General features: G+C 73.1%; 11 protein-coding genes and 1 pseudogene. 2 read left to right on the forward strand and 10 right to left on the reverse strand.

Going from position 1 to position 12,143, the window contains the following annotated elements:
• Positions 1-6 precede the first annotated feature (6 nt).
• The 6 genes and pseudogenes from JF597_RS13685 to JF597_RS13710 form a co-directional block, all read right to left on the reverse strand.
• On the reverse strand, positions 7-1,653 hold the full coding sequence (locus tag JF597_RS13685; RefSeq protein ID WP_293993592.1) for an alpha/beta hydrolase: 1,647 nt from the start codon (positions 1,651-1,653) through the stop codon (positions 7-9).
• 153 nt (positions 1,654-1,806) lie between these two features.
• A pseudogene (locus JF597_RS13690) lies at positions 1,807-2,585 on the reverse strand (TIGR04222 domain-containing membrane protein).
• Positions 2,586-2,682: 97 nt separating this feature from the next.
• Positions 2,683-3,477: a DUF4142 domain-containing protein gene (locus tag JF597_RS13695; protein ID WP_293993594.1), complete on the reverse strand. Its 795-nt coding sequence runs from the start codon at positions 3,475-3,477 to the stop codon at positions 2,683-2,685.
• A 410-nt stretch (positions 3,478-3,887) separates the two neighbouring features.
• The gene (locus JF597_RS13700; RefSeq protein ID WP_293993596.1) at positions 3,888-5,171 is read right to left on the reverse strand and encodes a DUF692 domain-containing protein; all 1,284 of its coding nucleotides are present in this window, start codon (positions 5,169-5,171) and stop codon (positions 3,888-3,890) included.
• A gap of 126 nt (positions 5,172-5,297) precedes the next feature.
• A complete protein-coding gene (locus tag JF597_RS13705; protein ID WP_293993598.1) occupies positions 5,298-6,089 on the reverse strand; it encodes a DUF4142 domain-containing protein in 792 nt (263 codons plus the stop codon).
• 91 nt (positions 6,090-6,180) lie between these two features.
• Positions 6,181-6,897 (reverse strand): peptidyl-tRNA hydrolase, encoded by a 717-nt coding sequence (locus tag JF597_RS13710; protein ID WP_293993710.1) that lies wholly within the window; start codon positions 6,895-6,897, stop codon positions 6,181-6,183.
• A 142-nt stretch (positions 6,898-7,039) separates the two neighbouring features.
• Between JF597_RS13710 and JF597_RS13715 the strand changes: the two genes are divergently transcribed.
• Both JF597_RS13715 and JF597_RS13720 read left to right on the forward strand, forming a co-directional pair.
• Positions 7,040-7,936 (forward strand): ATP-binding cassette domain-containing protein, encoded by an 897-nt coding sequence (locus JF597_RS13715; protein ID WP_293993599.1) that lies wholly within the window; start codon positions 7,040-7,042, stop codon positions 7,934-7,936.
• The gene (locus JF597_RS13720) at positions 7,933-8,604 is read left to right on the forward strand and encodes an ABC transporter (protein ID WP_293993600.1); all 672 of its coding nucleotides are present in this window, start codon (positions 7,933-7,935) and stop codon (positions 8,602-8,604) included. The genes JF597_RS13715 and JF597_RS13720 overlap by 4 nt, the downstream gene beginning before the upstream one ends.
• Here the strand turns inward: JF597_RS13720 and JF597_RS13725 are convergent.
• The 4 genes from JF597_RS13725 to JF597_RS13740 all read right to left on the reverse strand — a co-directional run bounded on the left by JF597_RS13725 (position 8,596) and on the right by JF597_RS13740 (position 12,143).
• On the reverse strand, positions 8,596-8,778 hold the full coding sequence (locus JF597_RS13725; protein WP_293993601.1) for a hypothetical protein: 183 nt from the start codon (positions 8,776-8,778) through the stop codon (positions 8,596-8,598). The genes JF597_RS13720 and JF597_RS13725 overlap by 9 nt on opposite strands.
• An 18-nt stretch (positions 8,779-8,796) precedes the next feature.
• On the reverse strand, positions 8,797-9,651 hold the full coding sequence (locus JF597_RS13730; RefSeq protein ID WP_293993603.1) for a polysaccharide deacetylase family protein: 855 nt from the start codon (positions 9,649-9,651) through the stop codon (positions 8,797-8,799).
• 64 nt (positions 9,652-9,715) lie between these two features.
• The gene (locus tag JF597_RS13735; protein WP_293993711.1) at positions 9,716-10,543 is read right to left on the reverse strand and encodes a slipin family protein; all 828 of its coding nucleotides are present in this window, start codon (positions 10,541-10,543) and stop codon (positions 9,716-9,718) included.
• A 145-nt stretch (positions 10,544-10,688) separates the two neighbouring features.
• On the reverse strand, positions 10,689-12,143 hold the full coding sequence (locus JF597_RS13740; protein WP_293993605.1) for a SulP family inorganic anion transporter: 1,455 nt from the start codon (positions 12,141-12,143) through the stop codon (positions 10,689-10,691).

A 12,143-nucleotide genomic window follows, 5' to 3' on the forward strand; every position in this document is an offset into this window, starting at 1 on the left:
CGGCCGTCAGCGCTGGCCGGTCTTGCCCTTCAGGGAGTCCCGCAGGTTCTTCCGCCGGGCATGGTCGGCCGGCGCCGCCGCCTTCGGCTCCGCGTGCCCCGCACACGAGGCGTGCCGCTTCGGGAGCCGGCCCTCCAGCAGGTAGGCCTCCAGGTAGCCGTTGACGCACTTGTTGGGGCCGCCGCCGATGCCGTGCGTGCCCGCGTCCCGCTCGGTCACCAGCACCGAGTCGGACAGGCGCCGGTTCATCTCCAGCGCGCCCGCGTACGGCGTGGCCGCGTCCCGCTCGGCCTGCAGGATGAGCGTGGGCGGCAGCTCACCGGGGCCCGTCCGCACGTCGAGCGGCTTCTGGCGGGGCGCCGGCCAGTAGGCGCACGGCAGGTTCATGAAGGCGTTGTCCCAGGTCTCGAAGGGTGCCACGCGCGCGAGCCGGGTGTTGTCCCGGTTCCACGTCCGCCACTTCGCCGGCCAGGTCGCGTCGTTGCACTCGACGGCCGTGTAGACCGCGTTGCCGTTCTCCGCCGCGGCGGCCGTCTCCGCCGCCGGTGCCGCCAGCCGGACCAGGGGTTTGGCGTCCCCCTTCAGGAACTTCGACAGCGCCTCCGCCCGGCTCGGCCAGAAGTCGTCGTAGTAGCCGGCCGACAGGAACGCGCCCTGCAACTGCCCCGGCCCGACCTTCCCGCCGGCCGCCTTCTTCGCCAGCCGCCTGCCGGCCTTGTCGTAACTCGCCTGCACCTTCGCGGCCGTGTCGCCGAGCTTGTACACGGCGTCGTTCCTGGCGATCCAGTCCCGGAAGTCCGCCCAGCGGCTCTCGAACGCGGCCGACTGCTCCAGGTTGTCCCGGTACCAGATCTGCGCCGGGTCCGGGTTCACCGCCGAGTCGAGCACCATCCGCCGTACGTGCGAGGGGAAGAGGGTCGCGTACAGCGCGCCGAAGTAGGTGCCGTACGAGGCGCCCATGAAGGTCAGCCGCCTCTCGCCGAGCGCCGCGCGCAGCACGTCCAGGTCACGGGCGTTGTTGAGCGAGGTGTAGTGGCGGAGTCTGCTCCCGGAGCGCTTGAGGCAGCCTTTCGCGTACGCCTTCGCCTCCTTGATCCGGGCCTTCTTGTACTCCTCGGAGGGGTGCGTCGGCGACTGCGACGGCGCCTTGTAGAAGTGCTTGGGGTCGACGCAGGACAGCGGGGCGGAGTGCTCGACGCCGCGCGGGGCGTAGCCGACCAGGTCGTAGGCGGCGGCGATGCGCTTCCACTCGGGCAGCACGCCGACCATCGGGAAGAGCATGCCGGAGGCGCCGGGCCCGCCCGGGTTGTAGACCAGGACACCCTGCCGGGGGACCCTGCGCTTGCTGTTGTGCGGGTCCCTGTGGGTGGCCGCCACCCGGCTGACGGTCAGTCTGATCTGCTTGCCGTCCGGGTGCGCGTAGTCCAGCGGTACGCTCACGGTGCCGCACCGCAAGGTGTCCGGAGCCTCCAGATCGGCGGCGCACCTGCCGAAGTCGATGCCCGCCGCGCGCGCCCGCGCGGCGGCCACGGCGGTGCCGTGCAGTTCGGCCGCCGCCGTGGCCGGGACGCGGGGGGCGCTCCCGGCCGGGGCGGCGGCCAGGGTGGTCAGGATCAGGGACCCGGCGGCCGAGTACAGGGCGGGGGCTCTCATGGCGTATCCCTTCGGTGCAACGGCTGCGGTGGCGTGGCGGCAAGGCACCGCAGCGACTGCACGGCAGCAATAAAAGGGATATTTCGACCGGTTGGCGGCGAAGGCAAGCACCATCGGGCCGGTGTCGGCGCAATGCCCCCTATGCGCCCCCGCTCACTCCCGGGGGAGCTGGTCCCGGTGTGCGAAGGCCGCACGCAGCTCCGGCTCGCCGATCGCGCGGATGCCGCGGACGGCGACGGAGGCCAGCAGCGAGTGGTCGTCGGCCGCGCGGTTCGCCCGCCGGTGCAGCGGGCCGAGGAGCCGCTGACCGGCCGGGGAGGCCCAGCGCGAGTACGGGTGCACCTCGACGCGGGCGATGGCCAGACAGCTCAGCGTCAGGGTGAGGGGCAGCGCGAACCAGACGGCGACCAGGTCGCGCGGCATCTCGGTCGGAGCGGGCAGCGTCAGCGCGCGACACCGAGACCGAGGACCGCCAGCGCGGCGGCGCGGACCTGCCGGACACCGGCCGCGACCGTCGTCCGCGCCGCCGTGTCGGGCACCGCGAGCCCGGCCCGTACCAGCTCCTCGCCGAGACTGCGCACGGCGTCCGTGTCGGCCGCCGCCGAGCGCACCGGCGCTATCCGCGACTGCCCCTCGGGCCCGATGGCCCCTATCACCGACCGCTCCATCTCGTCCCGCCCCCGCGGGTCCACGACGGTGGCCCAGCCGGTGTGGGCGAGCAGCAGCCGCCGCTGCCTGGCCATGGACACCAGCGTCAGATCGGCGACCCGCGCGGGCCCGCCGGACAGGAACGCGGCCTCGTACAGCGTCAGATCGTGTCCGTGGCCCGCGTCCGCGTCGACGGCCGCCGTCCGTACGGCGGCCAGGCACAGCCGGGTGCAGGCGGTGCCGGCGACGGCCCAGGCCAGGAGCAGGAGAAGGACCCAGAACATGACACGTTTCTATGCCAGGGTCCTGGCCACCGCCATGCCCTGTTCACATTCCGGACCGAGTGTTGCAAGTATGTGACGTTCCGTTTCCCCGTGCAGGTCAGGGGTTGTCTGAGGAGGCCGGCTCCGGGCTGGTGGTGGCGGGCGGCAGCGTGTACGTGGCGGACGGCGACGGGGCCGGTGTCGGCCACGGTGCGACCGGGGTCGCGTCCGCCGGGGCGACGACGGGCGGTGCGGCGACGGGGGAGGGCGTGGCGGCCAACTGCTGTGCCAGCGTGCCGAAGTCGACGTAGCCGGTCGCCTCCAGGACCTTGATGTGGTCCAGGACGGTGGTGTTGGCGTCGTCGGCGAGATCGCGGACCAGGGTGTTCTGGGTGGCGGCGCGGACCTGGGCGACCACGGAGAAGACCCGGCCGTGCGCCAGCCGCACGATGTTGGCGAACTCGCGGTCGAAGTCCTGCCCCTGCGCGGCGTTCAGCGTGGCGAGCCACTGCTGCTGCTGGGCGTTGGGCACGTTCGGGATCGGCACGCCGAGCCGGGTGGCGACGGTGCGGACGTGGGCGTCGAGCGAGGTGTGCCCGTCGACGAGGTGCTGCCCGGCCGTGCGTACGGCCGCGGTGGTGCCCTTCTGCTCCGCCATCTCCCCGGCCGGCAGCTCCCAGAGCCCGGCGAGGCGGACCTTCACGACGAAGTCCCGGTCCTGCGCGGACAGCGGGCCGTACGCGGTCGACACGGTCTGGGCGCTGAGCACGTTCACCGAGCCGGTCGGGTCGGAACGGTCGGCGTACGACCAGATCGGGAAGACCAGGGCGGCGAGGGTCGCCGCGAGACAGACGATGATCAGCCCGGTACCGCTGAATATGCCTCGTCCCTGGACGGGGGGTCGGGGTCGCATAGTGCCTCCAGCACCGCACGCCGGGTGGGGTGCGGGGTTGGCATATTACCGAGGGGTGCGGAGACCGGTCCGACTGTGTGACGGACGAAGCAGCGCGGAAGGCGGTGGACCGTACGTCATCCGCGGGCCGGTGGGGGCTGGTCGCGCAGTTCCTCCCCCGGCCTTCGGCCGGGGGTACCCCCAGCGCCCCTGGCGGGGCGCTGCCCAGACGTGTCTCAGACAGCCGCGGGCACCTCGCCGTCGCCGGTCCCTGCGGGCCGGTCGGGGCTGGTCGCGCAGTTCCTCCCCCAGCGCCCCTTACGGGGCGCTGCTCGGCCGTTTCTCTTCAGCCGCGGGCAGTCGTGCCGCTGGGGCGGCACGGGTGGGTGCGGGCGGCGCCCGGAAAGCGCCGGGGAGCGTCCCCCCGGCCGCTAACCCCGCCGCAGCAGCACCCTGCGCGTCAGCGACCGCCGCGGTGCCGGTCCCGACCGTTCCCGCCACCACTGCTCCAGTCGCCGATGAGAGGCCCCGCCCGCCAGCCGCCCCGCCCGCAGCAGCGACCCCGCGAACTCCAGGGCATCCCGCCGGTAACCCCCTGTCATCGGCCGCTCCTGCGCATACGAGAGGAAGGCGGGCCGGTAGCCCGGGCCCAGAATCTCCGGCAGTTCCGGCGCGATCTTCGCCACCACGTCCGCCCGCTTCGCCGCCAGCGCCCGCGCCTGCACCCCCATCCGCACCCGGTCGAACCCCTCCGGCACCGGCGTCCCCGCGACCAGCGACGACAGCATCGCGGTCTGTGCGAGCCCGACCCGCTGCCGGGTGGCGTCGGAGACCTCGGGGGCGGGAGTCGCCGGCGAGGGTTCCCACGGGCCGCCGGACACCGCGCCGCCGGCCGCGACCGCCGCCCGGATCGCCGCCACCTCCCGCTCCAGCTCGGCCGGTTCCGGGAAGTTCTCGTCCCGCTCCAGCAGCACACCCGGCGGGGCGACCCGGGACGCGAGGTCGGTCAGTATGTCCAGGACCGCCGGGGGCACCGGGTGGGCGTGGCTGTCGTGCCAGACGCCGTCCCGCTCGAAGCCCCCCGCGACATGGACGTAGGCGATCGCCTCGACGGGGAGGTCGGAGAGGGCCTTGGCCGGGTCCTCCCCGCGGTTGACGTGGTTGGTGTGCAGGTTCGCCACGTCGATCAGCAGCCGTACCCCGGTGCGGTCGGCGAGGTCGTACAGGAACTGCCCCTCGGTCATCTCCTCGCCCGGCCACGAGACGAGCGCGGCGATGTTCTCGACGGCGAGCGGCACGGGCAGCGCGGCCTGGGCGATGCGGACGTTCTCGCAGAGCACGTCGAGGCCGTCCCGGGTGCGGGGGACGGGGAGCAGGTGGCCCGCTTCCAGGGCGGGCGACGCCGTGCGCGGGCCGCCCGCGCGGACGAACGCGATGTGCTCGGTGACCAGTGGTGACGCCAGGGCCTCCGCCCGCTCGGCGAGTGCCCTCAGCCGTCCCTCGTCGGGGCGGTCCGCGCCGCCGAGGCCCAGCGAGACACCGTGCGGGACGACCGTCACCCCGCGCTCGCGCAGCCGCCGCAGCGACTCGGGGAGATGGCCCGGGCAGGTGTTCTCGGCCACGACCTCGACCCAGTCGATGCCCGCCATGCGTTCCACGGCGTCCGCGATCTCCGGCCGCCAGCCGATGCCCGTGCCGAGCCGCTCCAGGATCATGGCCGTCCCCCTCCTGCTCCGAATGACGGGGGTATGGCCCCGGAGCGCGTCCGCGAACCGTGTTGTCCGCCGCTTCAGAGCAACATTTGAGGTTCGCGCCCGCGCTCCGGGGAGCTGTGCGGCCGGCTACCCGCCGAGCACGCCGAGGCTGTCCACCGGATCCGGGCGTGCGGTGTTCACCGTGCCAGGCGCGCCGGGGGAGGGCCGGGACGTGGTGCTCACGTCGCCGCCGGCCTGCGCGGCCGGTGTGGAGGGCACCACCACTCCCGGCGCCGGCACCGGGGGACCGGTCGGACTGGCCGTGGACGCGTTGGCGATCTCGTTGGCGATGGCCTCGAAGTCGACCTTGCCGGTCTTCTCCAGGATCGTGATGTGGTCCAGCACGGTCTGGTTGGCGTCCGAGGCCAGCTGCCGCACCAGGCTGTTGCGGGTGGTGTTCCGTACCGTCCCGATCGCGGGGAAGATCTTGCCGTGCGCGGCCCGCAGCAGGTTCACGAACTTGTACTCGTACTCGGCGCCGGTCGCCGCCGACATCTCCTGCAGCCAGCCCTGCTGCTGCTCGTTCGGCACGTTGGGCAGTTCGACGCCGAGCTGCCCCGCGACGATCCGGACCCGTCGGTCCAGGTCGGTGTGGCCGACGATCAGATGGTCGCCGGCCTCCTTGATCGCCGCGCTCGGGGCCCGCTCGATGGCCTGCTGCCCGGCCGGCAGCTCCCACAGCCCGGCGAGCCGGACCCGCACGATCAGATCGCGGTCGGCGGCGGACAGCGGGCCCCACTGGGTGGCCACGGTCCCCGCCGCCAGGTTCGCCTGCCCGGTGCCGGAGCGGTCGGCGTACGACCACACGGGGTAGGCGAGCGCCCCGAGCGTGGTGGCGAGTGCCGCCAGGACCATGGCCGTACCGTTGAAACGCCGCAAGGGATGCCTCCCCGTGTCGCTGGTTCAGTGCCAGGACGTACGGGCGGGGCGGCAGCGTTGTTCAAACAACAGGCAAAGTTCGTCAGGGGAGTTAAAAAAGACCAGGTCGGCGGAGGGCGGGATGGTCCGCGACCACCGTGCAGCTGCCCGGGGCGATCTCGGTGAACCCGGCGTCCCGCACCAACGGCAGCCCGCTGTCCGTCAGTTCACGCCACTCGGCCGGATCGGCGGTCCGCACGGCGAGCGGGAACCCGGCGTCGCGCCACGCGTCCCGCTCCTCCTCCGACAGCGCCCACCAGGCCAGTTGGGCCCCGTGCCCGGCCTGTGCCATCGCCTTGCCGGCGGACATCTCCAACTCCGGGTTCAGCCACAGCACGGGCGTGGAGCGGTCGGCGCCCGCGGGGGGCTCGGAGTCGTCCAACTCGGTCCCGGACACCTGCAACTTGGCCAGGTCCCTGGGCCACCCGTCCAGGGGAACCGGCGGAAACACCCGTACCTCGGCCGACTTCCCCGAGAGGGTGATGCCGGGTAGCTCCCCGGCCCGCCGCCACTCGGCCCCGCGAGCCCGCCGCACGACCTTCCGGATCCGCGCGTCCTCCCAGTCCCGAACAGCCCGCGCCCACTCACCGTCCCCGAGAGCCCGCTCATCACTGAGCATGGCCAGCACGGCCCGAGCGGCCGTTTCGAGTGCGTCGGTGCGGGCAGGCGGAGCCGACTTCTCTATCCGCACGACAAGCGGCAACACGAACTGGGGTGCTTCGTCCCGTGCAGTGGGTTCCGTCTTGAACGGACTGTCGCCGGGTGACATGGAATCAACGCTCACCCCATCACCCTAAAGGGCGCGGGCCGTGTCAATGTGCGGCTCCGCCGCGTGGGCGCGACCAGCCGCGACGCGCCCGCAGTCCGAGACGGTGCGCACCCCCACGGCGGGATCGCTCGACAATGTCCCCATGCACCGTGATCTTGAACTGGCCCGCGTAGGCCGCCGTTACGGCATACGCGGCCCCTGGGTGTTAAGAGGCATCGACCTCACCCTCACCCCCGGCTCCCTCACCCGCGTGGAAGGAGCGAACGGCACCGGCAAGTCCACCCTGCTCCGTATCGTCGCCGGCATAGACACCCCCACGGAGGGCCGTGTCACCGGCCGCCCCCGCACCGCGTACGTACCCGAGCGCTTCCCCTCGGCCCTCCCCTTCACCCCCTCCGGCTACCTCACCCATCTCGGCACCGTCCACGGCCTCTCCCGCGGGTCGGCCGCCGCCCGCGCAGCGGACTGGCTGGAGCGGTTCGGCGCCGCGGCCTACGCGGGCACGCCCATGGCCCAGCTCTCCAAGGGCACCAGTCAGAAGGTCGCCGTCGCCCAGGCGCTGCTCGCCGACCCCGAACTCCTCGTCCTGGACGAGGCCTGGACCGGCCTGGACGCCGAGGCCCGCGCAGAGCTGGAACGGGCGGTCGCGGAGCGCACCGCCGCCGGCGGCGCCGTGGTGTTCGTCGACCACGATCCCCGGCGGCTCGCGGGCGCGCCCGACGCGATCCACCAGGTCGTCGACGGCACCCTCAAACCGCGTACCGTCCAGGCGACTTCAGCGGTCGGCCCGCTCACCGTGGTCACCGTCCGGGGCCCGGCCGGCGGCCGGCTGCCCGCCGACGCGACCCGGCCGGCGGCCTCGGCCGAGGAACCGGCGCCGGGCACCTACCGTCTTACCGTTCCCACATCCCACTCGGACGTGGTCCTGCGCGCCCTGCTGACGGCCCGGCCGTCCTGGCACGTGGTCGCCGTCAGCCCCGCCGAGAGCCCCGTCGACACCCCTTCGGACGTCCTACCGGACGGGAAAGACCGCCCATGACCGCACTCCTGCGCTACCAGACCGCTCTCCTCCTGCGCTCCCAGCGCTGGCTGCCCCCGGTGATCCTGTACGCGGTGTTCCTGGGCGTGGGCGTGCAGAGCGGTCAGCCGGTGCTGGACTCGCTCGGCTACACGGCCGCCGCGCTGCTGCCGGTGGCCGCCTGGCTGGTGCGGATCTGCGTCACGGGCGAACCGCCGGCCGCCCGCGCCTGTGTCACCGCGGCGCGCGGCCCGGCCAGGGCCCATCTGGCCGCCCTGCTCACCGCCCTCGGCGCGGCCGCGCTGCTCGGCACGGCGGCCACCCTGGTCGTGACGGTGATCAGCCACCACGCCACCAATGACCACCGGTTCCCGGTGTCCCCCGTCCGGGCCGGAGCCGCCGGCCTCCTCGCGACCCTCGCCTGCGCGCTGCTCGGCAGCGCCGTCGGCGCGCTCACCAACCGGCCGCTGCTGCGCTCGCCGGGCCGGGCGGTGCCCACGATGCTGCTGGCCGCGCTGCTCGCCGTGGTGGCCGGGGGCTCCCCGGCGCACGCGGCGGTCAGCGGCCTGGTCTCCGGCTCGGAGTCCGGCCGGGTCCCGGTCTCCCCCCTGCCGGTGGCCGCGGCGGCCCTGCTCACCGCCGCGGCCTTCACCATGGCCTGCGCCGTCAACGGCCGCCGCTCATCCTGAGCAGGCGGCCCGCTGCGCCTCCTGCCACTCGCACCTGGGGCACATCGTGATGCCCTTGTACGACTCCGGGTACTCCGTCGGCTCCCGGCACAGCACGCACTCGGCATACGGCGGCCCGTCCGCCTTCGGCGGCTTCGCGGCCTCGCTGATCGTGCAGTAACCCTCGTCGCTCATGTCTCCAGCGTAGGACGGTCACCGGTGCCCCGGCGTCTCCCCGATCAGCTCGGAGACCTTCACGAACCGGAAGCCCCGCTTGCGCAGCTCCGGTACGACGTTCCGCACCACCTGCTCGGTGGTCGGGGCGGCGCTGCGGGTGCAGTGCATGACGACCACGGAACCGGGCTTCACCCCGTCCAGCACCTGCTTGGTCACCGCGTCGGCGTCCGTCGCGAACGCGTCCCCGCTCACCACGTCCCACTGCACCGCGGTGACCCCGAGCGTGCCGACCGCGCGCAGCGCCTGCCGGTCGTAGCAGCCGCCGGGGAAGCGGAAGTACGGCATCGGGTGCGGTACGCCGGCGCGGAGCAGGGCGGCGTAGGCGCGCTCCACGTCCGACTTCATGTTCGCGGCGGCGACGGTCGGCAAGCCGTAGCAGTCGCCGGTGAACGCGTAGTGGCTGTAGGAGTGGTTGGCGACCTCGAACTGCTGGTCGCGGCCGAGGGAGCGGGCCTGGTCCGGGTACTGGTCGGCCCAGCGGCCGGTCATGAAGATCGTGGCCGGCACCTTCAGCCTGCGCAGGGTCGCGATCAGCGCCGGGTTGTCGAAGTGCTCCCCCTTGGCCGCGCGCGGCCCCTGGTCGGCGGTCATGTCGGCGTCGAAGGTGAGGGCGACGGTCTTGCCGAGGGTGCGCGGACCGTTCGTGAAGACGGGTGCCGTGCCGCCGGGCCCGGGGGCGAGCGTGGGCGGCGGGGTGGCGGAGGAGGAGGCCCTGGCGGGGGCCGGGGGGCCGGCGTGCGGGGCCTCGGTGGTGCCACAGGCGGCGAGCGCGGCGCCCAGGGCGACACATACGGTGGTCGTACCGGTAAGACGGCGTGCTAGTCGGATCACCGTACGAACGTAGGTCGGTATGTCCGATTTTTTGGTGTGGCGCGGCGAACGGCGCGGCTCCGGGTCACCCGGGCGGCGGCCCCGTCCGCACGGTGTTCTCGCCGATCTCGGCCGGGGCCTCGCCGTTCCGCTGTCCGCCGGCCCGCTCCAGGAACCGCAGCAGCTCCACGGGGAACGGCAGGACCAGGGTGGAGTTCTTCTCGGCGGCCACCGCCACGATCGTCTGCAGCAGCCGCAGTTGCAGGGCCGACGGCGTGTCCGCCATCTGCTGTGCCGCCTCGGCCAGCTTCTTCGAGGCCTGCAGCTCGGCGTCGGCGTTGATGATCCGGGCCCGGCGCTCCCGGTCGGCCTCGGCCTGGCGGGCCATCGAGCGCTTCATCGTGTCCGGCAGGGACACGTCCTTGATGTCGACCCGGTCCACCTGCACGCCCCAGCCCACGGCCGGGCTGTCGATCATCAGCTCCAGGCCCTGGTTGAGCTTCTCGCGGTTGGAGAGCAGGTCGTCCAGGTCGCTCTTGCCGATGATGGACCGCAGCGAGGTCTGGGCCATCTGCGAGACGGCGAACTTGTAGTCCTCGACCTTGACCAGCGCGCTCACCGCGTCGACCACCCGGAAGTAGACGACCGCGTCCACGCGCACGGTGACGTTGTCGCGGGTGATGCCCTCCTGGGCAGGGATCGGCAGCGTCACGATCTGCAGGTTGACCTTGTACAGCCGGTCCACGAACGGGATCACCAGATTGAAGCCGGGCATCCGGACGTCACCGGTGACGCGGCCGAGCCGGAACAGCACGCCTTGCTCGTACTGCTTGACGACCCGCGCACCGGCGGCCAGGTACAGCGCACCGACGCACAGCGCCGTCACCACCGCGACCAGCAGCTCCTGAACCATCACGACCCCCAGGTAAAGAGGTCCGATATGTCTGTTGCTGCAACGATATGCCCGGCGGGAGGGTCGGGGCCACGGCCCCCGGGGAAGCAGGTCCGGGCCGGGATGCCGAGGGGCGTCGGCACCCCGGCCCGGGACGGCCGCCGGTTCAGGCGGCCGTGACCTTCACCGGCTCGGTCCCCGCGTCGCTGTGCCGTTCGGCCCAGCTCTCCAGCGCGGTCCGGCAGGCGTGATCGAGGTGGTGCAGCCCGGAGAGGTCCACCCGGATCGGGCGGTCCTGGGGCAGCGCCTCCAGACTGTCGAGGATCTTCGGCAGCCGCAGGAAGGTCGCGTTGCCCGACAGGTACGCGTCGATCGGTCCCGCCCCCTTGTCGACGACCTCCAGCCTGAGGTGCGACGCCTCCCAGGCCGTCTTGACGATCGACAGGGCGAGCCCGATCAGCACCCCCTCGAACATGCTGACCGCGACGATGGACACCGCCGTGGCGACCAGGATGACCGCCTCGCCCCGGTGCTCACGCCAGAGCACGGCCAGCGCGCGCACCGGGATCAGCTTGGCGCCCGAGTAGACCAGGATTCCGGCGAGCGCCGGGATCGGTATGTACCCCAGCACCCCCGGCAGCAGGGCCGCGAACAGCAGCAGCCAGACGCCGTGCAGCACCCGGGACGCCCTGGTGCGGGCGCCCGCCTGGACGTTGGCCGCGCTGCGCACGATCACCGCGGTCATCGGCAGCGCGCCGAGCACCCCGCAGAGCGCGTTGCCCGCGCCCTGGGCGATCAGTTCCTGGTTGTACCAGGTGCGCGGACCGTCGTGCATCCGGTCCACGGCCGCCGCGCTGAACAGCGACTCGGCGGACGCGATCAGGGTGAACGCGACGATCGTGCCGATCACCCCGGCGCTCGCCAGTTCACCGAAGGCGCTCAGTGGCGGCGGCTGGACCGAGTCCAGCAGACCCCGCACCTCGACGGTGGCGACCGGGAGGCTCAGGAGGAAGGCGGCGAGGGTGGCGAGGCCGACGGCGGCCAGCGGTCCGGGGACCGCCCGCACCTTCGCCGGGACGTGCTTCCACAGCACCAGGACCGCGATCGTGCCGGCGCCGAGGGCGAGCGAGGCCAGCGCCTCGCCGTCCCCGAGGGCGTCCAGGAACGCCCCGGGCAGTCCGGCGATCTTGCCGGGGCCGGACTCGGGAGCCTTGGTGGCCAGCGCGGGATACAGCTGACCGGCGATCAGTACCAGGCCGATTCCGGCCAGCATGCCCTCGACGACCGAGACCGAGATGGCCCGGAACCAGCGTCCCAGCCGCAGCACCCCCATGGTGATCTGGAGGACGCCGGTGACCAGCACGATCACGCCGAGCAGCGGCAGCCCGAACTCCCGCACGGCCTCGAAGACGAGCACGGTCAGGCCCGCGGCCGGCCCCGACACCTGAAGGCTGCTGCCGCGCAGCATCCCGGTGACGAGACCGCCCACGATGCCGGTGACCAGGCCGAGTTCGGCCGGGACACCGGAGGCCACGGCCACGCCCACGCAGAGCGGGAGCGCGACCAGGAACACGACGAGCGAGGCGGCGAAGTCCTCGCGTATGTGGGGGAACTTGGTCAT

It is taken from the genome of Streptomyces sp. (assembly GCF_019510245.1).
GTDB lineage: Bacteria > Actinomycetota > Actinomycetes > Streptomycetales > Streptomycetaceae > Streptomyces.

What these genes read in the sequence shown, in the direction of transcription:
- JF597_RS13735 (WP_293993711.1), bottom strand. Translation starts at nt 10,543, where the DNA reads ATGGTTCAGGAGCTGCTGGTCGCGGTGGTGACGGCGCTGTGCGTCGGT.
- JF597_RS13685 (WP_293993592.1), bottom strand. Translation starts at nt 1,653, where the DNA reads ATGAGAGCCCCCGCCCTGTACTCGGCCGCCGGGTCCCTGATCCTGACC.
- JF597_RS13720 (WP_293993600.1), top strand. Translation starts at nt 7,933, where the DNA reads ATGACCGCACTCCTGCGCTACCAGACCGCTCTCCTCCTGCGCTCCCAG.
- JF597_RS13740 (WP_293993605.1), bottom strand. Translation starts at nt 12,143, where the DNA reads ATGACCAAGTTCCCCCACATACGCGAGGACTTCGCCGCCTCGCTCGTC.
- JF597_RS13725 (WP_293993601.1), bottom strand. Translation starts at nt 8,778, where the DNA reads ATGAGCGACGAGGGTTACTGCACGATCAGCGAGGCCGCGAAGCCGCCG.
- JF597_RS13710 (WP_293993710.1), bottom strand. Translation starts at nt 6,897, where the DNA reads ATGTCACCCGGCGACAGTCCGTTCAAGACGGAACCCACTGCACGGGAC.
- JF597_RS13700 (WP_293993596.1), bottom strand. Translation starts at nt 5,171, where the DNA reads ATGATCCTGGAGCGGCTCGGCACGGGCATCGGCTGGCGGCCGGAGATC.
- JF597_RS13695 (WP_293993594.1), bottom strand. Translation starts at nt 3,477, where the DNA reads ATGCGACCCCGACCCCCCGTCCAGGGACGAGGCATATTCAGCGGTACC.
- JF597_RS13715 (WP_293993599.1), top strand. Translation starts at nt 7,040, where the DNA reads ATGCACCGTGATCTTGAACTGGCCCGCGTAGGCCGCCGTTACGGCATA.